A 23,393-nucleotide genomic window follows, 5' to 3' on the forward strand; every position below is an offset into this window, starting at 1 on the left:
CCTTGAAGTCATGGAAGGGGCGCGCGCCGGCCACAGTCGTGGTCGGTGCCGGAAGGACGGATCTGCAGCGTCACCGGCTGCGGCAGCGCAGCGGCATCGGGCGCCAGCACCAAGCCCTGCAGTGCCTGCAGCAGGCGCGCATCGCGGCGGGCGCTGCCACTGCCTGACAGCAGCTCGGGCTCGCTCACCTGGCCCGCGCCGTCGATGCGGAAGCGCAGCGTCGCGGCATAGCGGCCGGGCGCGATCTCCGGGTCGTCACAGAACGCCGCACGCAACCGCTGCTGCAGGCCACCGTAGCGACGCCGACGCTCGGCCTCGGGAAGTTCGGCGCCAACACCCGATTCAGCGGCCGAGGGCGCGCCCCGGCGCAGCACCACGCGCTGCTCGCCGATCACCTCGGCCTCGATACCGGAGTCCTGCAACAGCACCTGCAAGGCAGGCAGCGGCGCCAGGCTGCCGCGCAGCGCATGGCTGCTGCGGCCGGCGGCCAGGTCACCCGGGTACATCACTGACCACCCACTGATGACGCTGAAGCGCTCGACCGCCTGTTCCAGCGGCTGCGCAGGGATGTCGTAGGCATGAACAGCGTCCTGCGCGGCAGCGGCAAAGGACAGCAGCAGCCATGCGGCGATGGCCACCTTCCAGATTCTGACCGCATGGTGTCCATTCAGCCCCCTGACGTAGAACACATGACCCTCGGCAGCGACAGCAGCTGCAATGGACGCGCGCCACCACCGGAACCCCGGCCCGCGCGCGACCCGCAAGCGGGCTCAAACCGTACCGGCGCCACATGTCATTGCGATGACCGCCGCCCACGGCCTGGCATCGAGCCAGGCTCCGTAAAGCCAGTCACGCATCAGGAATCAATGAATCGAACAGACCTGTTCATTTGCTCACAGGGTCAGAGCCCGTTGCGCAGCAACGGGATCCGACCCGGTACCGACCCAAACGTGTCGACCAAGGTCGACACCCACCAGGAGCAGCTCATGCCGTTCCGGCAGATCGTGGAAATCTGTCGAAGGCGGGGTGGGTCCGGTTGCGGGGGCGTGAGCCGCATGGGCCCGAGGCATGCCTCGGGCGGGTTGGGCAGGACGCCCAACCCCGGTCTTGCCGTGTGCGCAGGACAGCGCACACGAGCAAGCCGCGACCGAGCTACATGGACGTACTTGCAGCGTCCCCCGCAACCGGACCCACCCCGCCATCCCTCAGCAGGCCCGCTGTTGCTGTTGCTGTTGCTGTTGCTGTTGCTGTTGCTGTTGCTTCTGAGGTTGCCGGCCAGCGGCCGGCACTACCCGCGGGTGCCGGGTGCAACCCGGCCGCAAACCCCATCCCTCAAAGCGGCAGCTGGGTCGTCTGCTTGATCCGCTGCATCGGAATCTCGGTCTTGGTGTTCTGCACCCCGGCAATCCGGTTCAGGTGCTGCATCTGGAACTGCCGGTAGGCATCCAGGTCGGCCACCGCCACCCGCAACAGGAAATCGCAGTCACCGGCCATCAGATGGCATTCAAGCACTTCCGGGAACGACTTGATGCTGTTGATGAAATGATTGGTGGTGTCCTCGTCCTGCCCGCGCAGCCACACCCGCACGAACACCGTGAAGCCACGGCCCACCTTGGCCTCGTTCAACAAGGCCACATAGCGGTCGATGTAGCCGCCCTCCTCCAGCAGACGCACCCGGCGCAGGCAGGCCGACGGCGACAGCCCGACCAGGCGTGCCAGCTCCAGGTTCTGCAGGCGGCCGTCGCGCTGCAGGGCGTCGAGGATGCGCCGATCGAGGTTGTCCAGCTGGTACTGCATGGAATTTCACCTCTTCCACTTTTGACCGCATGAAATATCAATCATCCAGAATCAAGTGGTATCAACGCAACCCGATTTCGCGATTGGACCGCTAGCATGGGCCACCCCCACCTTGTTGTGCCGTTCGATGGACGCCCGTACCACCCTCCCCCTGCCTGACACCTGCGATACCGCACCGCGTGCCGAATTCCTGCGCGGCCTGCGCGCCGCCGTGCCGGTGATGATCGGCTTCATTCCCTTCGCCTTGGTGCTCGGCGCGCAGGCAGCCCAGAAAGGCCTGAGCGCACTGGAAGTGCCGCTGATGACCGGCCTCAACTTCGCTGGCGGCTCGGAGTTCGCCGCCGTCGAACTGTGGACCTCGCCACCGCACATTGCACTGATCGTGGCCATCACCGCGCTGGTCAACAGCCGTCACCTGCTGATGGGCGCCAGCTTGGCCCCGCTGCTGCAGCACCTGCCGCGCCGCTGGGTGCTGCCGGCGCTGTTCTTCATGTGCGACGAAAGCTGGGCGATGGGCGTGGCCGATGCGCGCCGACGCGCGCTTGGCTTCAGCCTGGCCTACTACCTGGGCGTATCGGCAGGCCTGTACACGGTCTGGGTGGCCTGCACCGCGCTGGGCGCGATCGTTGGCCCGATGCTGGGCGACATCCACGCCTATGGTTTCGACATGGCCTTCGCCGCCGTGTTCCTGGTGCTGCTGCGTGGCATGTGGCAGGGCATGAAGGCCGCGCGGCCGTGGCTGGTCAGCCTGGCTGTAGCCGCTGCTACCTACCTGCTGGTGCCAGGTGCGTGGTACGTGGCCAGCGGCGCACTGGCCGGCCTGGCCGCGGCCTGGCTGCTGGCGGAGGACGCAGCATGATCTTCGATGGCCTGATCCACTGGACCTCGGTACTGGCCATCGTGCTGATGGCCGCCGCCACCTACCTGACCCGCATCGTCGGCTTCCTCGCGCTGCGCAACCGCACACTGAGCAAACGCGCAGTGACGGTGATGGAAGCCGCGCCGGGCTGCGTGCTGATCTCGGTGATCGCCCCGGACTTCGTGGCCGACAAGCCAGCCGACCTGGCCGCACTGGCCATCACCCTGCTGGCCGCCACGCGGCTGTCGATGCTGCCGACCGTGCTGATCGGCGTGGTCTCGGCGGGTGTGTTGCGCTATCTGATGGGGTAGCTACCGGTCCGCCGGGCAATGCCCGGCGCACCGTAGTGGCGCAGCAGAGCAATCACGCGCTGCTGCTTGCCGCCAGCAGGCACAGGCTGCGCGGCGGCAGCGTCCAGGCGCCTTCCTCATCCGGCTCCAACGGCGTTTCGTCGGTCTGCAGGAGTACGCGCCGGAACGACAGGGCGTCGTCTGACACACAGAACCGCTGCGGCTGCTCCCCGGCGTTCAACAGCAGGGCCAGGCTGACATGCCGCCCGGGCTCGCGCAGGCCACTGTCCGGGCTGCGACCGTCCAGCACGATCAGCAGCGCACGCAGCCCTGCGTCATGCCAGTCCGCTTCCTCCATGCCGCGACCATCGGGATGCCGCCAGTCGATATCGCGCAGGCCCAGTGCCTCATCGTACTCGCCGCGCAGGAACCGGTTCCGGCGCAGCAGGCCATAGCGCCGGCGCAGCGACAGCGCCCGCCGCACGAACGCCACCTGCGCCTGTGCAGCCGGCAATGCTGCGCGCTCCCAGTCGATCCAGCTCAGTGGATTGTCCTGGCAGTAGGCGTTGTTGTTGCCCTGCTGCGAATGGCCGAACTCATCGCCTGCCAGCAGCATCGGCGTCCCCTGCGCCAGCAGCAGCGTGGCCAGCAGGTTGCGCATCTGCCGCGCACGCAACGAAAGGATCGCCGCATCATCGGTGTCTCCCTCCACGCCGTGGTTGCTGGAAAGGTTGTGTGAGTGGCCGTCACGGTTGTCCTCGCCGTTGGCCTCGTTGTGGCGATCGTTGTAGCTGACCAGATCGTGCAGGGTGAATCCATCATGCGCCGTCACCAGATTGATGCTGGCCGACGGTCGCCTGCCGTGGTGTTCGAACAGGTCGGCCGAGCCGGTGAAGCGCGTGGCAAACTCCGCCAGCTGCCCGCCATCGCCACGCCACAGCGCGCGCACCGTGTCGCGGAAGCGGTCGTTCCACTCGGCCCAGCCCGGCGGAAACTGGCCCAGCTGGTAGCCGCCCGGGCCGATGTCCCATGGCTCGGCAATCAGTTTCACCTGGCTCAGGATCGGGTCCTGGCGTACCGCATCGAGGAAGCTGCCCGAGGCGTCGAAGCCATGCCGTTCGCGGCCGAGGATGGTTGCCAGGTCGAAGCGGAACCCATCCACCCGCATCTCGGTCACCCAGTAGCGCAGGGAGTCCATGACCATGCGCAGCGCACCGGCGTTGGTCAGGTCGAAGGTATTGCCGGTACCCGTATCGTTGATGTAATAGCGGCGATCATCGGCCAAACGGTAGTAGCTGGCGTTGTCGATGCCCTTGAACGACAGCGTAGGGCCCAGCTCGTTGCCTTCGGCCGTGTGGTTGTACACAACGTCCAGGATGACCTCGATGCCCGCGTTGTGCAGGCGCGCGACCATCTGCTTGAACTCGGCCACGGTGCCCAGCGACAGATAGCGTGCCTGCGGCGCGAAGAAGCCGATGGTGTTGTATCCCCAGTAGTTGCGCAGCCCGCGCTCGAGCAGCTGCTGGTCATCCACGTAGGCATGCACCGGCAGCAGCTCGATGGCGGTCACCCCCAGATGGCTGAGGTGGTCGACCACCGCATCGTGCCGCAACGCGGAGAAGGTACCGCGCTCGGCCTGCGGGACGTCGGGATGCTGCATGGTCAGTCCGCGCACGTGGGCTTCGTAGATCACGGTCCGGTCCCAGGGCGTGGCAGGTGCACGCTCTGCGCCCCAGCTGAAAGCCGGATCGATCACGGCACAGCGTGGCATGTAACCGGCGCTGTCGCGGCGGTCGAAACTGAGATCGCCATCGCGGTGACCCAGGGTGTAGCCGAACAGGTGTGGGGCCCACTTCAGCTCGCCGACGATCTGCTTGGCGTAGGGGTCCAGCAGCAGCTTGTTGGGATTGAAGCGATGGCCCTCTTCCGGGGCATACGGGCCGTGCACCCGGTAGCCGTAACGCTGCCCGGGCCGCACGTCCGGCAGGTAGCCGTGCCAGATCTCGTTGGTGTACTCGGGCAGCGCGATACGCTCGACTTCACGGTTGCGCGCGTCGAACAGGCAGAGTTCCACCCGGGTGGCGTGCCGCGAGTACAGCGCGAAGTTCACACCCAAGCCGTCCCAGGTCGCCCCCAGCGGGAACGGCCGGCCTTCGCGCACGCGCGAGGTCTGCGTCCACTTACGGCTGGCCATCGGTTCCCTCCTCGTCGCGCGCAGCGGCAATCTCGGCTTCCACCAGGCGCTCGGCCATGTGCCAATGCCGCTGCTGCTGGTCGTCCGGCCGCCCTTCCGCTTCCCATATCTGATGGGCCAATGCCTCAATCCGCTGCCGTCGTTCCCTGCTGTCCATTCCTGTCCGTCTCCTCGTTGATCCATACCGCCAACGGGCTGCCAGCCAGAAGCCGTGCCGCGTCCTCGGTTGCCTTGAAATGTTCGATGCGCCCGTCCAGCAGGTTGCGCATGCGGCCTGTCGGCAGCCCGTGCAGCATCACGCCAGTGCCGACGTCGTGTGCTGCGTGCAGGCTGGGCCCGGGCACGGCGGTGGGCGAACCACGCCGCACGATCACCAGCAGCACCTGCGCCTGATGCCTGCGCGCGAATGCCAGCCAGGGCGAACGCGCCGGTGCGGACAGCGCCTGCAGTTGGCCGTGCAGGAACAGCTGCGGGTGCCTGCGGCGGCACTCCAGCAAGCGCCTGAGCAGAAATGCCTTGATGCCACCGTCCCGCCAGTCCTCCAGCAGGGCGGGCCAACCGCGCGTATCGCGCAGCCACGCCTGCCGCACTGGATAGTCCACGGCACGCCGGTTGTCCGGGTCCACCAGGCTCAGGTCCCAGCCTTCTCCGCCCTGGTAGAGGTCGGGCACGCCGGGCAGGCAGTGCTGCAGGCACAGCTGCGCCAGGCCGTTGCAGGCGCCGGCCGGCGCAATGCGCGCCACGAACGTCGCCAGCGCCTCCCGCACCGGCTGCAATGGCGCTCCATGCAGCAGCGCGTGCAGCCACTGCGCGGCGGCCTCCTCCACCGCCACGTTGGGATCGGACCAGCTGCTGACCCGTTTGCCCTCGCGCAACGCCTTGGTCAGCCATTGCACCATCCTCGATGCGAAGTCGGCGCCCGGGTTACCGTGCATCGGCCACGCGGCCACGAGCGCCTGCCACAGCGCATAGGCCTCGGCACCCGGCAACGGCATCGGCGCGCCCGCGCGGGTCGACATCCGGCTCCAGCGCCGCACAGCCTCCCGCCACTCGACCGTGCAGGTGCTGAGAACCGCCAGCCGCGCCCGGCTGTCGGCCCCGCGCTTGTGATCGTGGGTCGCCAGCGCAAGCAATGCCCGCGGATGGCGCTGCAGGCGTCCCATTGCGTGTTCCAGCAGCTCGCGTCCCTCCATGCCCAGCCGCTGCGGATCACTTCCGACTTCGTTGCGCGACAGCAGCCTGAAGTAACGATAGAAGGCTGTGTCCTCCACCGACTTGGCATTCAACGGCGCGGCCAATTGCCCGAATCTCACCCGCAGCGCGCGCTCGACGTCCGCCTCGCCGGGAAGTGCCCGCAGCAGCAGATCCAGTGCCGCGTGTGCCGTACCGTCCAGTGCCTCGCGTGCTGCCACGGCAGCGTCCACCAGGGCCTTCCGTTCACCCGCATCCTGCAGCGAATAGGGGCGGTAGGTACGGTAGTGCCGCAGCAGCGTGGCCAATGCACGGGCAAGCGCAGCGGCTCCGATATCGGCTTCGGCCAGCCGGGGCTGCAGGACCCGCTGCGCGCTGCGCAGCAGTCGCTGGAAGTCGGTGTGAAGCGACGTGCGCAGCAGCATGCTGCGGGCATCCTGCTGCAAGTCGTCAAAGCTGCGCGCGTCGCCACTCGCTGCTTGCCAGGTGCGGGAGAGCGCGGGTGCAGCAGCCGGATCATGCAGCCAGGCGCCAACCTGGTCCATGAAGTCATAGCCCGTCGTGCCGTCGCAGGCCCAGCCATCGGGCAGCTGTTCGTCCTCCGCCAGTATCTTCTCCACATGCACGCTCACTGCCTGTGGGTCGCGACCGCCTGCCGCGCAGGCCGCGTCGAGCGACGCACGCAGGTGTTGCAGGTACGGCCCGGGTGACGACAGGCCATCCACATGGTCAATGCGCAGGCCGTCAACCCACCCCTCACGCACCAGCCGCAACGGCAGCGCATGCACCGCCGCGAACACATCGTCGCGCTCCACCCGCAGTGCGGCCAGTTCGTTGATGTCGAAGAAGCGCCGGTAGTTCACCTGATCGCCCGCCGTGCGCCACCAAGCCAGCCGGTAGTGCTGCCGCTGCAGCAGCGTGTGCAACCGTTCGACGCTGCGGTTGCAGCGTTCCGCCCATGCCGGCCACTGCGCGGGTGCCAGCGGATGGCTGCGCGGAGACAACGGCAATGCCAGCCCGTGATGACGCAGCGTCGGCCGCTCATCGTCCACTGCTACGCGCAACACGCCATCGCGCACGGCGTCGTGCAGTGGCCGGTCCAGCACTGGCAGCCAGAGCCGGCCCTCGCAGCCCGGCGCCTCCCAGTCAATGTCGAACCATCCTGCATGGGGACTTCTGCACCCGTGCAGCAGCACATCGTTCCACCAGGGCGTCTGCGGGGATGCCGCAAGATGGTTGGGTACGATGTCCAGGATCAGGCCCATGCCATGCGCACGCGCCGCTGTCGCCAGCCGCTGGAAGGCTTCTTCGCCGCCCAGTTCCGGATTGATGCGGGCCGGGTCGAGGCCATCGTAGCCATGCATGGACCCTGGCATCGCAGCGCTGATCGGCGACAGGTAAAGGTGGCTGAGGCCCAGCGCGGCGTAGTACGGCAGCTGCGCCGCAGCGGCCTCGAAGTTGAAGCCTGCATGCAGCTGCAGGCGTGCGGTGGCACGCAACCGGGTCATCGTCCCGCCTTGCGTCGCGTGGCGCTGAACCGGGCAATGCGCGCATCGGCCGCGTCCGGATCCCACGCAAGCGGCAAGCGTCGGCGCCAGTTCGGGTGACCACTGACGGTACCCGGCAGGTTCACCTGCGCGCGGCTGCCCAGCGCATCTTCCAGCGGGAGCAGCGCCAGCCGTGAAGGTGCGTGCGCCACCAGTGACAGCGCACGCGCTTCCAGCGTCGCGCCCTCGCCCCGGGCGACTGCGGACAGCGCCTGTACCTCGCTGGCACGCGCGTGCAGCGCCGCGGCAAGCTCGGTCAGCTCACCCAGGCGTGCACGCCAGCGCAGGTCGCGCCCACGCAGCCAGCCGGCCAGCGGCGGCAGATCATGGGTGGAGGGCATGGCCACCGCATCGCGGCGCCACCGTGGCGCCGGCAGGAAGCGCTCACCGTTGCGGGCGAACGGCAGCACCTCCAGCCCCAGCACGCCACGGGCTGCCAGTCGCTGGCGGATACCCGGAGGAACCACGCCCAGGTCTTCGCCAATCAGCACGCAGCGATGGCGCCACGATTCCAGCACCAGCAGGTTGATCAGATCATCGAACGGATAGCGCAGATACACCCCCTGCCCGGCGCCCGCGCCACGAGGCAGCACCCACAGCCGCTGCAGGCCCAGGATGTGGTCGATGCGCAATCCACCGCGACCCGCCATCACGGCGCGCAACACGCGGATGAACGGTTCAAACCCCTCGCGCTGCAACGCAGAGGGTGACCAGCTGGTGATACCCCAGGCCTGGCCCAGCGGATTGAACGCATCCGGCGGCGCGCCCAGCTCGAGGCCCTGCAGCAGGCGGTCGCCGCCGGTCCGGGCCTCGACGCCCTGCGGTGCACAACCCACTGCCAGATCCGCGATCAGTCCGATCGACGCGCCGTCGTTGCGCAGTCCCGCCTGCACCTGCGCCCAGCCTTGCCGCGCCAACCACTGCGCAAACGCATGGTCGTCGGCGCTTCCAGTGAATCGGTCGGCGGCGTGCTGGCAATACCGCAGCAGGGGTTCGCCCTGCGCATCGCACCACGTCTGCATCTGTTCGTACTGTGCCGGCGCCTGCTGCCGCAGCCATTGGCGCACTTGGCGCAGCCAGCGCCACTTCACTGTCGCCGAGTGCGGCCAGTCGATGCGGCGTGCTGCGGTAGCCGCTTCAACGGCCATCGCCAGTGCTTCGTCCTCGCGCAACACGCTGCCGGCGGCCTCCGGCAAAACCTGCGGCAGCGACACCTGCAGCGGATCGAGCCAGCGCCGGTCGCTGGGCGAGTAAGGACTGTAGCCCGTGCCCGGTGCCAGGCCGGCGTGCAGCGGACTCAACGCCAGTGCATCGCCGCCGTGACGGTGCAGCAGCTCGCGCCACCGCGCACAGCCGGCGCTGTCACCGATGCCGGCATCATCGGGCGCGCGCAGGCTGTAGACCTGCGCCGACAGACCCCAACCGCGCAGCAGGCCCTGCGGCCACCAGGCACGCTGCGGTGCCACCGCAACCGCCTGTTGCTGCCCGCCCTGGCGCCACTGCCAATAGCCTGGCTGATCCGGAACCCGCCAGCGCCCTTGCGCATCCGCACGTGCAGGCAACGCTGTGCCCTGCTCGTCCACCCAGCACGCCGCGCCCGTTGCCTCAGGCATGGCCAGGAGCTGACCACAGCAGGCGGTGAGCAACGGGTGGACCACCGGCACACCGTCGCACGCGAACTCCGACAGCACGGCGCGCAGCACGTCGGGCGCAACCTCGCGCTCTGCTCCGGCCACGTCGGTCCAGCGGACCAGCAGGCCCGCACGGCGAGCCGCCTCCCGCACCGCCGCATCCGTATTCATGCGGCGATCCAGCGCGCAAGCGCACCGCCGCCTGCCGGCAGCATCGCGGCCGCATCCGGCCCCACGACGCACTCGCCGGCCGGCATCGCGTGGGCCACCGGCGACGGACCCACGTTGATCGCGATCCACCACTGGCCCGATGGCAACTGCCAGCCCGCCTGCACCGCGCCCTGGCCCAGCACGCGCGCGCCCAGCGACCGCGCCTGCAGCAGGCCAGGCTGCAGATAGCGCCTGCGCAGGCCGAGGAACTCACCCGTGCAGCGCAGCCAGTGCTGCGACCAGGGATCATCGCCGGGCGGCGGCGTGTACGACGCCTGCAGGGTCGCCGCATCGTTCGGGTCCGGAATACGCGCGCGCGCGGCGGCGTCGGCAAAGGCACTGAAACCGGAGAACTCACGGCGACGCCCTTCACGCACCGCCTCGTCCAGCGGCGGCGCATAGTCGGTGAAGAACAGGAAGGGCGATTGCGCCTGCCACGGTTCGCCCATGAACAGCAGCGGGATCATCGGCGTCAGCAGGGTCAGGGCCAGCGCCGCGCGCAGCGGCGCAGGATCGGTCAGCATCGACAGGCGCTCGCCGAAAGCGCGGTTGCCCACCTGGTCATGGTTCTGCGCGAATACCACAAAACGCGCGGGCGACAGGTCGGCGCTGGGTTCGCCGCGGGGATCGCCGCGCAGGTCCGGTTCGCCCTGCCAGGCGAATCCCTCGGCCAGGCAGCGCGCCAGGAGTGCTTCGGCGCGCCCGGCATAGGCCGCGTAATAGCCTTCCTGCTCGCCGGTCAGCATCACATGCAGCGCGTTGTGGAAGTCGTCGTTCCACTGCCCCTGATAGGCGCCGCGCAGCCAACGCGCCTGGTTGCGTTCGTTCTCCAGCACCAGGTGCGCCTGCGGCACCGCAGCGCGTACCTCATCGGCCAGCTGCTGCAGGAACCGGTCATCGTCAATGGCGTGCACAGCATCCAGGCGCAGTCCGTCGACGCCATAGTCGCGCAGCCACATCAGCGCATTGTCGATGAAGAAGCGCCGCACCCAGGGCTGGCGGAAGTCGATGGCCTCGCCCCACGGCGTGCTGCGATCGTCACGGAAGAACCCGCGCGCGTAGTCGCGCAGGTGGTTGCCCTGCGGTCCGAAGTGGTTGTAGACCACATCCAGCAGCACCGACAGCCCTGCATCGTGCGCCGCCTCGATGAAGGTCCTCAGCGCTGCCGGCCCGCCGTAGGCATGGGCCGGCGCATACGGGAACACGCCGTCGTAGCCCCAGTTGCGGCCACCGGGAAACTGCGCGACCGGCATCAGTTCAATGGCGGTGATGCCCAGGGCCGCCAGCATCGGCAGCTGCGCGGTCAACGCCGCGAACCCGCCGCTGGCCTCGATGTGCACTTCATAGATCACCAGGTCCTGCCAGGCATGCCCCTGCCACGTGGGCTGTGCTCCATCCGTGCCAAGCACCACCGCGCTGTCACCATCGACGCCGTCCGGTTGCCAGCGCGAGGCGGGGTCTGGCACGTCCTGGCCGGACGGCAGGCGGAACCGGTAGCGGTCACCATGCGACGCCTGTGTCCGCAGCCAGTGGCAGCCGTCCGGGTCGCGGTGCATCGGCCGCAGCACGCCCTGCAGGCACAGCGCCACGGTGCCTGCGTCAGGTGCCCACACGCGGAACTCGACACCTTCACCGGCCACCGGCCATGCGCCCAGGCGCGGCGCCACTGCGGTCATGCATCAACCTGCAGGTACAGCGTGGACAGCGGCGGCAGTGTGAGCCGCAGCGACTGCGCGTGACCATGCATCGGCCTCGGCTCGGTATGCACTGCGCCGAGGTTTCCCGCGTTGCCGCCACCGTAGTAACCGCTGTCGGTGTTGAGCCGTTCGGTCCAACACCCCGGTTGCGGCACGCCGACCCGGTAGCCGTCGCGACGTACCGGAGTGAAGTTGCTCACCACCAGAAGGGTGCGGCCGCTACCGGCCGGATCCCGGCGGATGAAGGCGTAGACGCTGTTGCGGTTGTCATCGGCCACGCTCCAGTCGAAACCGCGTTCGTCGCGTTCGTCGCGGTGCAGCGCAGGTTCGGAGCGCAGCACGGCATTGAGGTCGCCCACCAGGCGCGACAGGCCCTGGCCCTCGTTGCTGGCCGCCCGTGCCCAGTCCAGTGCCGCATCGTGCGACCACTCCTGTCCCTGACCGAACTCGCCGCCCATGAACAGCAGTTTGCTGCCCGGGTGCGCCCACATGAAACCGTAGTACGCGCGGAGCTGGGCCAGCCGCTGCGCCGGCTCGCCCGCCATCTTGGCCAGCAGCGCTCCCTTGCCGTGCACCACCTCGTCATGCGAAAGCGGAAGCACGAACCGTTCGGAGAAGGCGTAGACCAGGCCGAAGCTGATCTCGCTATGGTGATGCTGGCGATGAACCGGATCGCGCCCGAGGTACTGCAGGGTGTCGTGCATCCAGCCCATGTTCCATTTGTGGGTGAAACCAAGCCCGCCCTGCTCCACCGGCGCGGTCACCCCTGGCCATGCGGTGGATTCCTCGGCGATCACCAGCACGTCCGGGAAGCGCTCCCTCAGCGTCTGGTTCATCCGCCGTAGAAAAGCGACCGCCTGCAGGTTCTCGCGCCCGCCCTGCTCGTTGGGTATCCACTGGCCCTCGGCACGGCTGTAATCCCGGTACAGCATCGACGCCACGGCATCCACGCGCAGACCGTCGATGTGGAACCGCTCCACCCACTCCAATGCACTGCCGATCAGGTAGGCGGCCACTTCGTTGCGGCCATAGTTGTAGATCAGCGTGTCCCAGTCGGCGTGCACCCCTTCGCGCGGGTCGGCATGCTCGTACAGCGCGGTGCCATCGAACCCGGCCAGGCCATGCGCATCGTTGGGGAAGTGCGCGCTCACCCAGTCCACGATCACCCCGATGCCGGCCTGATGACAGCGGTCCACGAAGCGTGCGAAGGCCTGTGGCGTGCCATGGCGCGCCGTCGGCGCGTAGATCCCCAGTGGCTGATAGCCCCAGGAACCGCCAAAGGGATGCTCGCTGACCGGCAGCAGCTCGATGTGGGTGAAACCAAGCCCTGCCACGTACGGAATCAACCGGTCGGCCAAGACATCCCAGTCCAGCGGCGAACCATCGTCGCTGCGCTGCCAGGAGCCCGCATGCACTTCATAGATGGACAGCGGCGTGCAGGTTCCGGCCTGCCGCCGCGCCGCCAACCATGCATCATCGTGCCACTGCATCGGCGCGGCCGAAGGCACCCGCGAGGCGGTGGCCGGTGGCAGCTCGGCCCAGCGCGCCATCGGATCGAACTTGTCGGGCATCACCCGGCCGTCGGCGCCGACAATGCGGAACTTGTAACGGGCACCGGCCTGCACGCCAGGCAGGAACAGCTCCCACACGCCAGCGGTGTGGCGCAGCCGCATCGGATGGCGCCGGCCATCCCACCCGTTGAAATCGCCGACCACGGCAACCCTTCGTGCGTTGGGGGCCCACACCGCGAAGCGCACCCCGTCGATACCCTGTACCTGCATCGCTACTGCGCCCAACTGCCGCGCTGCATCAGCATCACCGGCATGGAAATGCTGCAGCAGTGCCTCATCCAGCAACGGACCAAAGGAATAGGCATCGTGCACCTGCTCCACACCCTGCTCGAAATGCAGGGCGAGCAGCGGCACGGGCGCTTCACCTGCTGCACCTTCGAACAGGCCGGGCAAGGGGCCCGGTTGCAGATCCCAGCGCCGCTCCGGGCCCGCAATCACCTCCACGCGACGCGCGTGGGGCACCAGAACGCGCAGCTGGCGCTGGCCATCGGGCTGTTGGTGCGGCCCGAGCCAGGCAAACGCATCGGCCGGCCGTGCATGAACCAGGTCGTCCAGGACCGGAGCCACCACGCCCTCCTCCCGTCCGGCAGTTGCCATGGAGTCGTCCTCGAGGGCGACCGGCTGCAGGCTGTCGTGGCTCATGCGGCCACCTGGCAGGTCTGCTGGTACAGGGCCAGATACGCGCGTCCGGCCGCGTCCCAGCCACCCGGCCGCAGCATGGCGGCGCGGCGCATGGCCTGCAGCAGGCCGGGCAGGCGGAAGGTGCGCATCGCCCGTTCCACGCAGCGGCGCAGGCCATCGGCATTGGCGCCGTGGAACAGGAATCCGGTCACGCCATCCTCGACGGTATCGACCAGCCCGCCGGTCGCGTGTGCGATGGGCAGGCAGCCGAAGCGCTGCGCGTACATCTGGCTCAACCCACAGGGTTCGAAACGCGAAGGCATCAGCAGGAAGTCGGCGCCGGCAAACATCTGGCGGGCCAGCGCCTCTTCGAAGCCGATGAATGCGCCCACCCGTCCGGGGTAGCGCCGGGCCAGCGCCTGCACCTGCGCTTCCACCTGCGGCTCGCCGCCACCGATGATGACCAGCTGGCCGCCGGCCGCCACGATCTGCGGCGCCACGTCGCATGTGATGTCCAGGCCTTTCTGGTGCACCAGGCGGGAGACCACCGCGAACAGCGGGCCGGCCGAGGGCGCCAGGCCGAATGCACTGCGCACCGCGTGCGCATTGGTGGCGCGCCCGGTCCATTCGCCGATGCCGAAATGGGCCTTGAGGTGGATGTCGCGGCGTGGATCCCAACTGGCGTCGATGCCGTTGACGATGCCACTCAGGTGTCCGCCGGCCGCCCGGCGCGCCAACAGGTCATGCAGCCCGCAGCCGTCATCCGGGGCGGTGATCTGCTGCGCGTAGCGCAGGCTGACCGTGTTCAGCCGCGTGGCATTGGTGATGCCACCCTGCAGGAACGACATCTGCCCGTGGAAGTGCAGTTCATCCAGGTGTTCGACCGGCACGCCCAGCACAGGTGCAAGCGCATACGGAAACAGCCCCTGGTAAGCCAGGTTGTGGATGGTCAGCAGGGTCGGCACGGTGGTCCGGTCCCAACGCACGTAGGCTGCCGCCATGGCCACAGGCCAATCATTCAGGTGCAGCAGCTGCGGCGACCAGTCCAGCCCGGCACGCCCGGCCGCAATCTCCGCCGCCGCGTGTGAGAGCGTGGCGAAGCGAACCGCGTTGTCCTTCCACTCCTGGCCCTGCCCATCGACGTATGGCGAACCTTCGCGCTCGTACAGCTCTGGCGAGAGCAGCACGTAGATCGGAAGGCCGTCTGCCTGCACTGCCATGCCGATCCCGCACGCAGGCAGGCCCGCCCTCGCGCTGACCTGTCCCACCCGCTGCAGCTGTGGCAGGCGCTGCAGTACCTCCGGGTAGCCGGGCAGCAGCACGCGCGAATCACAGGCGCCGCGTACCGCACGCGGCAGGGCTGCGGCCACGTCGCCCAGGCCCCCGGCCTTGATGAAGTCGGCCATCTCGGTCGCGACGAACAACACACGCTGTACCAGCTCCGGCAGCTGCAGTGGCTGCGAGTGGCCACGCCGGGTGCCGATCGGCACGAGCGAACCGGGAGAGGTCACAACAGATGAAGCGGACTGGACAGCGCGGGCCATGGGAGGGTCTCTCGGGTATTTCAGGCAGACGGACGCCAGCGGCGCCCGGACGGGCGCTGATGGTGGGAAGGAAGTCGACGCAGGACGTGGGGGACGTCAGCGAGAGGCTCAGGACGACAATAGCCCTGCATGCGATCAATCAACCGTGAAGCCATGGCGATTTCTTTGTGACAACACGTCATGAGCTCAGTACACATGACATGCGCCCGCCTCCTGCCCGTGTCTCCTGCGATGGGGCCGAGCCCACGCCCGGCTGTTGGCAATCCCACGTGCCGCCTGAGCCGAGCTGGATTGGTCTTTAAGAGACTCACCCTGCGACACCCGGTCGCAGGCCTTCGCGCTACGCGCTTGACCAATGTCAAACCGCCCGCCGCCGCGCGGGCGTATTCCTATGCAGGACCCGAACACGCCGGCGCGGCCGGCATCCACAAGGACCCTGCGATGAGCTACACCCCCGACAACGCCCAGCTGCTGAACGCCATGCAGAACGTCATGGTGATCTCCACCACCGACCTGCAGGGCAACATCACCTACGCCAATGACCTGTTCTGCACGCTCACCGGCTTCGCCCGCGAAGAGCTGATCGGCCAGCCGCACAGCATCGTGCGCCACCCGGACGTGCCCAAGGCCGTATACAAGGACATGTGGGACACCATCAAGGCCGGCAAGACCTGGACCGGCATCGTGCCCAACCTCGGCAAGGGCGGCGTGCTCTACGTGGTCGACACCACCGTGCAGCCGCTGTTCGACGCAGACGGCAACATCACCTCCTACATCAGCATCCGCCGCGTGGTGAACGACCTGATGCAGAACTACGACCTGGTCGAGTTCAGCAAGGAAAAGTTCGACGACTTCTACGAGGCCGCGTGAACGCTCTCCCGACCAGTACGCCCTTCAGCCGTCTGCTGGTGGGTTTCGCGTCCGAGTCGGGCAACGCCCGCGCCCTGGCCCAGCGCCTGGGCGCGGAACTGCAGCCGCACGGGCCGCAGGTGCTCCCGTTCAACGACATCGACGTAGCCAGTCTCGGCCAAGGCGATGTGCTGCTGGCGATCTCCAGTTCCTTCGGTGACGGTGAGCCGCCAGCCAATGGCGAGCAGTTCTTCGAAACGCTGCGCCAGGTCCCGACGCTGAGCGGCCTGCGCTATGCAGTGTTCGGGCTCGGTGATACCGGCTACCCGAGCTTCTGCGGCTTCACCAAGGCGCTGGATGCCGCGCTGAGCGAGCGCCAGGCGCAGCCGCTGCTGCATCGGGTGGACGCCGACCTGGGCTACGAGCAGTTCTTCCAGCAATGGCAGCCGGTGCTCGGCCAGGTGTTGGATGGCGACCTCAGCGCTGGCCAGCACCTGCACCTGCAGGTCACCGCCTATGGCGAAGACAATGCGTTTGCCGCTCCTATCCTCGAACGCCGCCGCTTGAACAGCAGCGACCCGGCCGCCTGGCACCTGCAACTGGACATTGCCGGCAGTGGCATGGCCTACCGCGCGGGGGACACCCTGCACGTGGTACCCGAGAACGACCCTGCCTTGCTGCAGGCATTGGCTACCTGGTACGGCGACACCGCCGCCGTGGCCGCCCTGCACGACCGCGAGCTGCGCCTGCTGAGCAAGGGCGTGCTGCGCGAACTGGCCAGGCTCGGCGGCAGCGAGGTACTGAAGGGCCTGTTGAAGGTCAGCCAGAAGCGCGAGCTGGAAGCCTACCTGCACGGCCTGGACCTGCTGGACGTGCTGCAGGACCACGCCACGCCGGACAGCGTGCCGCTGGCCCGGCTGCGCGAACTGCTGTCACCGCGGCTGCCGCGTGCCTATTCGATCGCCTCACACCCGTGCGACGACCAGCTGAGCCTGTGCGTGCGCGAAGTGCGCTACACCCTGCGCGGCCGCGAGCGCTTCGGCACCGCCACCGGCAGCCTGCTGCATGGCGGCGACCACGCCCGTGTGTACTGCCGCTCCAACCCTGGCTTCCACCTGCCCGATACCGGCCAGGCGCCGCTGCTGCTGGTCGGCACCGGCACCGGCATCGCACCGCTGATGGGCCTGATGCAGGAGCTGCAGGCCAACGGCTGCGAACGCGAGGTGCACCTGGTGTTTGGCGAGAAGCACCGCCAGCACGATTACCTGTATCGCGACCAGCTGCAGGACTGGCACGCGCGTGGCGTGCTGGCCGGCCTGCATACCGCGTTCTCGCGCGATGGCGCTGAAAAGATCTATGTGCAGCATGTGCTGCAGCAGCGCGCCAGCGAAGTGCGCGACGTCCTGGCCCGCGGCGGGCATCTTTACCTGTGCGGCAACAAGCGCCATCTGGAGGGCGCGGTGCGCGAGGCCATCGATGCCATCGGTGGCGAAGGGCGCTGGGACGCGCTGCGCGGTGAAGGCCGCACGCACTGTGAGCTGTATTGATCGGTACCACTGGACTGCACGAATCCTGGACCGGTAGAGCCGGCCGCTGGCCGGCATTACCAGAATATGTAGCCAACCATCGCCCGTGCATCACGGTAGAGCCGGCCGCTGGCCGGCTGCCCAGTATCCCTTGGTTGCCGGCCAGCGGCCGGCACTACCATCAGATGTGACCCACCGTCGCCGGTGCGTCCATCACGGGTCAATTGCCGACAATGCGGCCGTCCACCACGCGCGCCACCTGCTGGCCGAACATGGCCACGTCCTGTGGATCGTGGCTGATCAACAGCAGCGGAATGCCGGTCTTGTCCAGCACGGTCTCCAGCTCCTGGCGCAGATGCTGGCGCAGGTCATGGTCCAGTGCGGAGAACGGCTCATCCAGCAGCAGCGCCTGCGGCTGCGTCACCAGGGCGCGCGCCAATGCAGTGCGCTGGCGCTGGCCACCGGAGACCTGCGACGGCAGCAGATCGCCCACCGTGTCGATGCGGAATGCGTGCAGCCACTGCTCCACCGCATCGAAACGCTGGCCGACCCGCGGATTCAACCAGCCCTTCTGCAGCCCGAACGCCACGTTCTGGCGCACGCTCAGGTGCGGGAACAACGCGTAATCCTGGAACACGTAGCCCAGCCGGCGGCGCTGCGGCGGCAGATCCACAGCGGTGGCCGCGTCGAACAGGGTCTGCCCCTGCAGGCGCACATGGCCCTGGCCCGGCCGCAGCAGCCCGGCCACCGCCTTCAGGGTCAGGCTCTTGCCGGCGCCTGAAGGTCCGAACAGCACCACCTGGCGCTGCGTGCACTGCAGCGATACGTCCAACACGAAATCCTGGCCGGCCGCCTGCAGGCGGCGCCGCACCTGCAGGTCAAGCCACATCGCGCAGCTCCCGGCGACGCCCGCCCACCAGCCGCGCTGCCAGCAACAGGATCACGATGCACACCACCGAAGTCAGGATCACCAGCGCATTGGCCTTGCCATCCTGGCCGGCCTGCACCGCCTCGTAGATGGCGATCGACAGCGTCTGCGTGCGTCCCGGAATGCTGCCGGCCACCATCAATGTCGCGCCAAACTCACCCATCGCGCGTGCGAAGGCCAGCAGCAGGCCGGCAAGAATGCCGCGCCACGCCAGCGGCAGCGTGACGCGGAAGAACACCGCTGCTTCGGACACTCCAAGCGTGCGCGCGGCCTGCTCCAGCTGCCCGTCCACTTCTTCGAACGCCGCGCGTGCCGGCTTGAACACCAGCGGCAGCGAAGCCACCGCCGCGGCGATCACCGCGGCCTGCCAGGTGAACACCAGGTTGATGCCGAACCACGACTGCAGCCACGCGCCGATCGGGCCGTTGCGGCCGATCAGCACCAGCAGGTAATAGCCCAGCACCGTCGGTGGCAGCACCATCGGCAGGGTCAGCAGCGAATCCAGCAGCTCGCGGCCGGGAAAGCGCCGCCGCGCCAGCAGCGCGCCCAGTGCCACGCCCAGCACCAGATTGATCGCGGTGGCCCAGCCGGCCACCTTCAGCGACAACCCCAGTGCGCTCCAGTCGAGATCCATGCGTCAGGGCTTGCCGAACCCGTGCTTGGCCAGGATCGCCTGGCCCGGCGCCGAACGCACGAAGGCGGTGAAGCGCCTGGCTTCGGCCGACTGCGCGCTGGCCCTGGTCACCGCCAGCGGATAGGCAATGCGCCCCGCCACCGGAACCGCGAAGGCGCGGCGCACCCGGTCGGGCATCGCCTGTGCATCTGTGGCATAGACGAAGCCCGCATCCACTTCACCGCGCGCCACGTAATCCAGCGACTGGCGCACGTTCTGCGTCGTGATGATCCTGCCCTGCACCGACGGCCACAGGCCCGCCGCTTCCAGCGCGCCCTTGGCATAGCGGCCAACCGGCACGCTGTCCGGGTTGCCCAGCGCAACGCGCTGCACACCGGCACCGGCCAGGTCCTTCAAGGTGCGCGGCGCGGCCCTGGCCTGCGGCGGTACCACCACCCACAGCGCGTTCACCGCGAACACCTCGCGGGTACCGGCCGCCAGCAGGTCCTGCTGCTGGGCCTGGTCCATCGTGGTTTCATCGGCCGACGCGAACACATCCACCGGTGCGCCACGGCTGATCTGCTGCAGCAGCACGCCGGATGCGGCAAAGTTGAAATCGACCTTGGTTCCCGGGTGCGCCCTCTCATACGCCGCGCCCAGCTCGCGGAAGCTCTCGGTCAGGCTCGATGCCGCAGACACCGTCAGCTCGGCCGCCCAGGCCGGCACCGTAGCCAGCAGTCCCAGCAACAACAGTCCAGCTCGCTTCATCGTCGGCTCCCGGCCAGGTTCAGTTCGGATCGGATTCGTCGGCCACCGCCAGCGCTGCCAGGCGCTCGGGCTGCAGCAACAGGATCTCGCGCTGCTTCACCGCAATGATCCCATCATCGCTCAGGCGGCGCAGCACGCGGCTGGCGGTTTCCGGCGCCATCCGCAGGTAATTGGCGATCTCGGTACGCGCCATCGTCAGGTTGAAGCGCGTGGCGGAGAAACCGCGCCGCGCGTAGCGCTCGGACATGTCCAGCAGGAACGCGGCCATGCGTTCTTCGGTACGGTGGTTGGCGGCCAGGGTCGCGACCTTGCCGATCTCCGCACTGAGCAGGCTGAACAGCTTGGCCTGCAGCCCCGGCATGCGGGTCGCCAACAGGCTGAGCTTGGGGAACGAGATGCGGCACAGGTGCACGGTGTCCAGCGCCACCGCATTGCAGGGGAAGCGCGAACCGTGGATCGCGTTGAGGCCGATCACTTCGCCCGGCAGGCTGAAGCCCAGCACCTGCTCGTTGCCCTGGCTGTCATCGACGAAGGTCTTGACCATGCCCGCGCGCACCGCAGCAATCGAATCGAACGATTCGCCGGCGCGGAAGATGTAGTCACCTGCATGGAACGGACCGACATGGTCGACCAGCACGTGCAGGTCGCCCAGTGCGGTCTTGTCGTAACCCTGCGACATGCATGCGTCGGAGAACGCGCAGGTGCTGCAGAAGTGCAGTGCGTCGCCATCATCGGCGGCGGCGGGGTTGGGTGTGGCCCGGCCGAGACGGCCCTGCGAAGGCGGAATTGAAGACATCGGGGCAAGACTCAAGCGATGGCGGCCGCCGGCCGGAAGCATGCGGCCATCATACGCCACAGCAGGCGCCCTTCTTCGGCCAGGCGCAGCACGCGCGCATCCCACTGCGCCCAGCCGCGTGCCAGCAGCGGCGACAACGCGGGCAGCTGTTCGGCGAAACATTCCTCGAACGGTTCATCGTTGCGCCACTCGAAGGCAGCCGCATCGAGGGCGTGGTCACAGGCGATGCTCTGCGCCACTTCGGCCACCAACCGCTCGTCCTCGGACAGGATCAGCCCGGCGGAGACTCCCATGTGACCCGCCAGCAGCCGCGCACGCCATTCGCCCAGTTCGTCCTCCAGCCGGTAGAACACCTCGCCGATCTGGCTGCAGGCAGACAGGCCAAGCCCGATGAAATCACTGCGGTCGCGGCGTGGCACGCTGGCAAGATCGCAATGGCGCTGGCCATCGCCCGGACCGTGCGGGTTCGGCAGATCGCCGCGCTGATAGTGATCGCCACCAATCGGTTCGTAACCCGCAGCGCGCAGCAGGCGCCAGGCCTGCAGCCAATGGACGGCCGAGGGGTATTCTGGCAGCGCACACGGCGCCGGCAGCAGGATGCGCTCCGGTGCCTCGGCCAGCACCTCGTGCAGCCGTTCAATGAAGCCAGCGTCCTCGCTGCCGGGTACCCGCAACTGGTAGTAGCGCGCGGTGAAGCCCACCTGTCGCGCCTGTGCCAGCAGGGTCGGCCCCGGTGCATCGGCGCGATCGATCACGTTCAAACGGGTGCAGCCCACCGCACGCAGCTGCGCCGGCGCCAGCGCGCTGCCTGCGTCCAGCCGCACCTCCACCTGGGGCCGCGCCACGGTGCGCAGGTGCTGCGGCACCGCATCCAGCAGCTGGCCGAGCTGCGGCGGCGGCAACGTCTCGGCCAGCCCCAGCTGCAGTACCATCGCCACCACTTCACGGTCCTCGGCCAGCACGTCGGCCTGCAGCCGCAGCGCCAGCAGCAAGGTGTCCAGATAGGCCTGCGGCGGCACACCGCGCCCGCCACGACCGACCTGGAAGCCGAGCGTCAAGCCGCGTGGGATCAGGTGCTCATTGCTGGCGCGCATGGCAGCGCGCCAGCCGCTTTCGCCAAAACCAGTACTGAACTGGTCAGCCGGCGGAAACAGCACGTGCCGCGGTTGCCGCAGCAATGCAGCCTGCAGCGCAGTGTCCTCGCTCTCGTCAACGTGGAAGCTCATGGCAGACATCTTCGGGCGTTCCTCTTCGCGTGGCCCTGATTGAAATCAAGCGTGGCGCATCTGATGGTTCCTGCCGGCCAGCGGCCGGCACTACCCTTTCATCCACCACTCGGTAGTGCCGGCCGCTGGCCGGCAGCACCCTCCACCCATCGCGCACCGTTCTGGTAGTGCCGGCCGCTGGCCGGCAAACACCTTCACCCACCGCGCACCCGCTCGGCGGCGGCCGCATCGATGGCTTCGGGCAGGTCGGTTTCGCGGTCGATCTGCGGGAAGTGGCGGCGTTCCATGCGACGGATCGCGAAGTGCATCCAGGCCAGTGCAGCGGCCACCAGCACGAACAGCAGCATGAAGCAGCTGCTCCAGATGCCCACCGCATCGTTCAATGCACCGAACACGATCGGCAGGATGAAGCCACCCAGGCCACCGATCATGCCAACCACGCCGCCCACGGCACCCACGTGCTTGGGGTAGTACACCGGGATGTGCTTGTAGACCGCGGCCTTGCCCAGCGACATGAAGAAGCCCAGCACGAACACCAGCACGGTGAACATCACCACGCCGATGGCCAGATGGAAGTGGATCGGGCCATGGATGCCCTTCACCACATACTCGGTATCCGGGTAGGCCAGCAGGAAGGTGCAGATGGCCGACACGCCGAAGGTCCAGTACATCACCCGGCGCGCCCCCATCCGGTCCGACATCCAGCCACCGACCACGCGGAACAGGCTGGCCGGGATCGAATAGCACGCCGCCAGCATGCCGGCGTGGCCCACGTCCATGCCATAGGCGCCCACCAGGTAGTGCGGCAGCCACAGCGCCAGCGCCACGAAGCCACCGAACACGAAGAAGTAGTACAGCGAGAACCGCCACACCTGCAGGTTCTTCAGTGGCGCCATCTGCTCGGCGAACGGCACCGGCTTCACGCCTTCGCGACGGCGCTGCTCCAGCGACGGATCTTCCTTGCTGAAGAGGAAGAACAGCACCGCCGTGACGGCCAGCGCGACGGCCCAGACCTTGGCGACCATGGTCCAGCCGGCCGCCACCATCACCAGCGGCGCCAGCAGCTTGGTCACCGCCGAGCCGATGTTGCCAGCACCGAAGATGCCCAGTGCGGTGCCCTGCTTGCTGGCCGGGAACCACTTCGAGACGTAGGCCACGCCCACCGAGAAGTTGCCGCCGGCGATACCCACGCACAGCGCGGCAATCAGGAACTGGGTGTAGGTCTGGGCATAGGTCAGCATCCAGGTGGCCACTGCGCCACACAGCATCACCAGCACCATCACCTTGCGGCCACCGAACTGGTCGGACCATATGCCGAGGAAGACCCGGCTGACCGAACCGGTCAGCACCGGCGTGGCGATCAACAGGCCGAACTGGGTGTCATTCAAGCCGAGCTGTTGACTGATCTGGATGCCGATGATCGAAAAGATCATCCACACCGCAAAGCACACGGTGAAGGCGAACGTGCTCAGCCACAGCGCACGTTGCTGCTGCCCGGCACTGGCGGGGGCAAGGGCCTGGTTCATGAATTCTCC

The 23,393-nt window shown here is 68.0% G+C and carries 19 protein-coding genes; 4 read left to right on the plus strand and 15 right to left on the minus strand.

The genetic code is table 11. The features are described 5' to 3' along the window. Positions 1-8: 8 nt before the first annotated feature. Both Q9Q79_RS11510 and Q9Q79_RS11515 read right to left on the minus strand, forming a co-directional pair. Positions 9-689: a TonB C-terminal domain-containing protein gene (locus Q9Q79_RS11510; protein ID WP_062606536.1), complete on the minus strand. Its 681-nt coding sequence runs from the start codon at positions 687-689 to the stop codon at positions 9-11. A 643-nt stretch (positions 690-1,332) separates the two neighbouring features. Further along, complete coding sequence (locus Q9Q79_RS11515; RefSeq protein WP_005413654.1) at positions 1,333-1,797, minus strand: Lrp/AsnC family transcriptional regulator; 465 nt, start codon at positions 1,795-1,797, stop codon at positions 1,333-1,335. Positions 1,798-1,924: 127 nt separating this feature from the next. Between Q9Q79_RS11515 and Q9Q79_RS11520 the strand changes: the two genes are divergently transcribed. Further along, positions 1,925-2,656 carry an AzlC family ABC transporter permease gene (locus Q9Q79_RS11520; protein WP_012480454.1) on the plus strand — a complete coding sequence of 244 codons (732 nt, stop codon included), beginning with the start codon at positions 1,925-1,927 and terminating at the stop codon, positions 2,654-2,656. Further along, positions 2,653-2,967 (plus strand): AzlD family protein, encoded by a 315-nt coding sequence (locus Q9Q79_RS11525; protein ID WP_012480455.1) that lies wholly within the window; start codon positions 2,653-2,655, stop codon positions 2,965-2,967. The genes Q9Q79_RS11520 and Q9Q79_RS11525 overlap by 4 nt, the downstream gene beginning before the upstream one ends. Positions 2,968-3,019: 52 nt before the next feature. Here Q9Q79_RS11525 and glgX read toward each other — a convergent pair whose 3' ends face one another. Genes glgX through glgA form a run of 7 tightly spaced genes read right to left on the minus strand, consistent with a single transcriptional unit; the run spans position 3,020 to position 15,014 of the window. Next, positions 3,020-5,140: a glycogen debranching protein GlgX gene (glgX, locus tag Q9Q79_RS11530; protein ID WP_099473558.1), complete on the minus strand. Its 2,121-nt coding sequence runs from the start codon at positions 5,138-5,140 to the stop codon at positions 3,020-3,022. Further along, the gene (locus Q9Q79_RS11535; protein ID WP_005413658.1) at positions 5,127-5,297 is read right to left on the minus strand and encodes a DUF2934 domain-containing protein; all 171 of its coding nucleotides are present in this window, start codon (positions 5,295-5,297) and stop codon (positions 5,127-5,129) included. Before Q9Q79_RS11535 ends, glgX begins: the two co-directional genes overlap by 14 nt. Further along, positions 5,266-7,839, minus strand: coding sequence for a malto-oligosyltrehalose synthase (gene treY / locus Q9Q79_RS11540; RefSeq protein ID WP_099473560.1), 2,574 nt, complete (start codon positions 7,837-7,839; stop codon positions 5,266-5,268). The genes Q9Q79_RS11535 and treY overlap by 32 nt, the downstream gene beginning before the upstream one ends. Beyond that, positions 7,836-9,680 carry a 4-alpha-glucanotransferase gene (locus Q9Q79_RS11545; RefSeq protein ID WP_201862438.1) on the minus strand — a complete coding sequence of 615 codons (1,845 nt, stop codon included), beginning with the start codon at positions 9,678-9,680 and terminating at the stop codon, positions 7,836-7,838. The genes treY and Q9Q79_RS11545 overlap by 4 nt, the downstream gene beginning before the upstream one ends. Continuing rightward, complete coding sequence (gene treZ, locus Q9Q79_RS11550) at positions 9,677-11,395, minus strand: malto-oligosyltrehalose trehalohydrolase (RefSeq protein WP_201862436.1); 1,719 nt, start codon at positions 11,393-11,395, stop codon at positions 9,677-9,679. The genes Q9Q79_RS11545 and treZ overlap by 4 nt, the downstream gene beginning before the upstream one ends. Next, complete coding sequence (locus Q9Q79_RS11555; protein ID WP_201862435.1) at positions 11,392-13,629, minus strand: 1,4-alpha-glucan branching enzyme; 2,238 nt, start codon at positions 13,627-13,629, stop codon at positions 11,392-11,394. Before Q9Q79_RS11555 ends, treZ begins: the two co-directional genes overlap by 4 nt. Then, positions 13,626-15,014 carry a glycogen synthase GlgA gene (gene glgA / locus Q9Q79_RS11560; RefSeq protein ID WP_229297726.1) on the minus strand — a complete coding sequence of 463 codons (1,389 nt, stop codon included), beginning with the start codon at positions 15,012-15,014 and terminating at the stop codon, positions 13,626-13,628. The genes Q9Q79_RS11555 and glgA overlap by 4 nt, the downstream gene beginning before the upstream one ends. A 579-nt stretch (positions 15,015-15,593) precedes the next feature. Here glgA and Q9Q79_RS11565 point away from each other — a divergent pair. Together Q9Q79_RS11565 and Q9Q79_RS11570 are read left to right on the plus strand one after the other, a co-directional pair. Next, a complete protein-coding gene (locus Q9Q79_RS11565; RefSeq protein WP_005409905.1) occupies positions 15,594-16,022 on the plus strand; it encodes a PAS sensor domain-containing protein in 429 nt (142 codons plus the stop codon). Continuing rightward, positions 16,019-17,548, plus strand: a complete 1,530-nt coding sequence (locus Q9Q79_RS11570; RefSeq protein WP_201862433.1) for a sulfite reductase flavoprotein subunit alpha — start codon at positions 16,019-16,021, stop codon at positions 17,546-17,548. The genes Q9Q79_RS11565 and Q9Q79_RS11570 overlap by 4 nt, the downstream gene beginning before the upstream one ends. Before the next feature lie 199 nt (positions 17,549-17,747). Here the strand turns inward: Q9Q79_RS11570 and Q9Q79_RS11575 are convergent, their stop codons facing one another. From Q9Q79_RS11575 to Q9Q79_RS11600, 6 genes are all read right to left on the minus strand, one after another. Continuing rightward, positions 17,748-18,416: an ATP-binding cassette domain-containing protein gene (locus Q9Q79_RS11575; protein WP_012480463.1), complete on the minus strand. Its 669-nt coding sequence runs from the start codon at positions 18,414-18,416 to the stop codon at positions 17,748-17,750. After that, positions 18,406-19,089, minus strand: a complete 684-nt coding sequence (modB, locus tag Q9Q79_RS11580; RefSeq protein WP_005409908.1) for a molybdate ABC transporter permease subunit — start codon at positions 19,087-19,089, stop codon at positions 18,406-18,408. Before modB ends, Q9Q79_RS11575 begins: the two co-directional genes overlap by 11 nt. Positions 19,090-19,092: 3 nt before the next feature. Beyond that, positions 19,093-19,836: a molybdate ABC transporter substrate-binding protein gene (gene modA, locus Q9Q79_RS11585; protein WP_088431190.1), complete on the minus strand. Its 744-nt coding sequence runs from the start codon at positions 19,834-19,836 to the stop codon at positions 19,093-19,095. Between the two features lie 19 nt (positions 19,837-19,855). Next, positions 19,856-20,632: a helix-turn-helix domain-containing protein gene (locus Q9Q79_RS11590; RefSeq protein ID WP_010485317.1), complete on the minus strand. Its 777-nt coding sequence runs from the start codon at positions 20,630-20,632 to the stop codon at positions 19,856-19,858. Between the two features lie 11 nt (positions 20,633-20,643). After that, on the minus strand, positions 20,644-21,858 hold the full coding sequence (locus tag Q9Q79_RS11595) for a coproporphyrinogen III oxidase (RefSeq protein WP_044570336.1): 1,215 nt from the start codon (positions 21,856-21,858) through the stop codon (positions 20,644-20,646). 194 nt (positions 21,859-22,052) lie between these two features. Continuing rightward, positions 22,053-23,384, minus strand: a complete 1,332-nt coding sequence (locus Q9Q79_RS11600; protein ID WP_012480466.1) for a nitrate/nitrite transporter — start codon at positions 23,382-23,384, stop codon at positions 22,053-22,055. Positions 23,385-23,393 lie beyond the last annotated feature (9 nt).

It is taken from the genome of Stenotrophomonas sp. a6, assembly GCF_030913325.1.
Taxonomy (GTDB): domain Bacteria; phylum Pseudomonadota; class Gammaproteobacteria; order Xanthomonadales; family Xanthomonadaceae; genus Stenotrophomonas; species Stenotrophomonas maltophilia.

Bases quoted from the DNA above. Each gene is read 5' to 3' on its own strand.
- Q9Q79_RS11565 (WP_005409905.1), top strand. From the start codon at position 15,594: ATGAGCTACACCCCCGACAACGCCCAGCTGCTGAACGCCATGCAGAAC.
- Q9Q79_RS11595 (WP_044570336.1), bottom strand. From the start codon at position 21,858: ATGAGCTTCCACGTTGACGAGAGCGAGGACACTGCGCTGCAGGCTGCA.
- Q9Q79_RS11600 (WP_012480466.1), bottom strand. From the start codon at position 23,384: ATGAACCAGGCCCTTGCCCCCGCCAGTGCCGGGCAGCAGCAACGTGCG.
- glgA (WP_229297726.1), bottom strand. From the start codon at position 15,014: ATGGCCGACTTCATCAAGGCCGGGGGCCTGGGCGACGTGGCCGCAGCC.
- modA (WP_088431190.1), bottom strand. From the start codon at position 19,836: ATGAAGCGAGCTGGACTGTTGTTGCTGGGACTGCTGGCTACGGTGCCG.
- Q9Q79_RS11545 (WP_201862438.1), bottom strand. From the start codon at position 9,680: ATGAATACGGATGCGGCGGTGCGGGAGGCGGCTCGCCGTGCGGGCCTG.
- Q9Q79_RS11520 (WP_012480454.1), top strand. From the start codon at position 1,925: ATGGACGCCCGTACCACCCTCCCCCTGCCTGACACCTGCGATACCGCA.
- Q9Q79_RS11590 (WP_010485317.1), bottom strand. From the start codon at position 20,632: ATGTCTTCAATTCCGCCTTCGCAGGGCCGTCTCGGCCGGGCCACACCC.
- Q9Q79_RS11515 (WP_005413654.1), bottom strand. From the start codon at position 1,797: ATGCAGTACCAGCTGGACAACCTCGATCGGCGCATCCTCGACGCCCTG.
- treZ (WP_201862436.1), bottom strand. From the start codon at position 11,395: ATGACCGCAGTGGCGCCGCGCCTGGGCGCATGGCCGGTGGCCGGTGAA.
- Q9Q79_RS11525 (WP_012480455.1), top strand. From the start codon at position 2,653: ATGATCTTCGATGGCCTGATCCACTGGACCTCGGTACTGGCCATCGTG.
- treY (WP_099473560.1), bottom strand. From the start codon at position 7,839: ATGACCCGGTTGCGTGCCACCGCACGCCTGCAGCTGCATGCAGGCTTC.
- Q9Q79_RS11555 (WP_201862435.1), bottom strand. From the start codon at position 13,629: ATGAGCCACGACAGCCTGCAGCCGGTCGCCCTCGAGGACGACTCCATG.
- modB (WP_005409908.1), bottom strand. From the start codon at position 19,089: ATGGATCTCGACTGGAGCGCACTGGGGTTGTCGCTGAAGGTGGCCGGC.
- Q9Q79_RS11575 (WP_012480463.1), bottom strand. From the start codon at position 18,416: ATGTGGCTTGACCTGCAGGTGCGGCGCCGCCTGCAGGCGGCCGGCCAG.
- Q9Q79_RS11535 (WP_005413658.1), bottom strand. From the start codon at position 5,297: ATGGACAGCAGGGAACGACGGCAGCGGATTGAGGCATTGGCCCATCAG.
- glgX (WP_099473558.1), bottom strand. From the start codon at position 5,140: ATGGCCAGCCGTAAGTGGACGCAGACCTCGCGCGTGCGCGAAGGCCGG.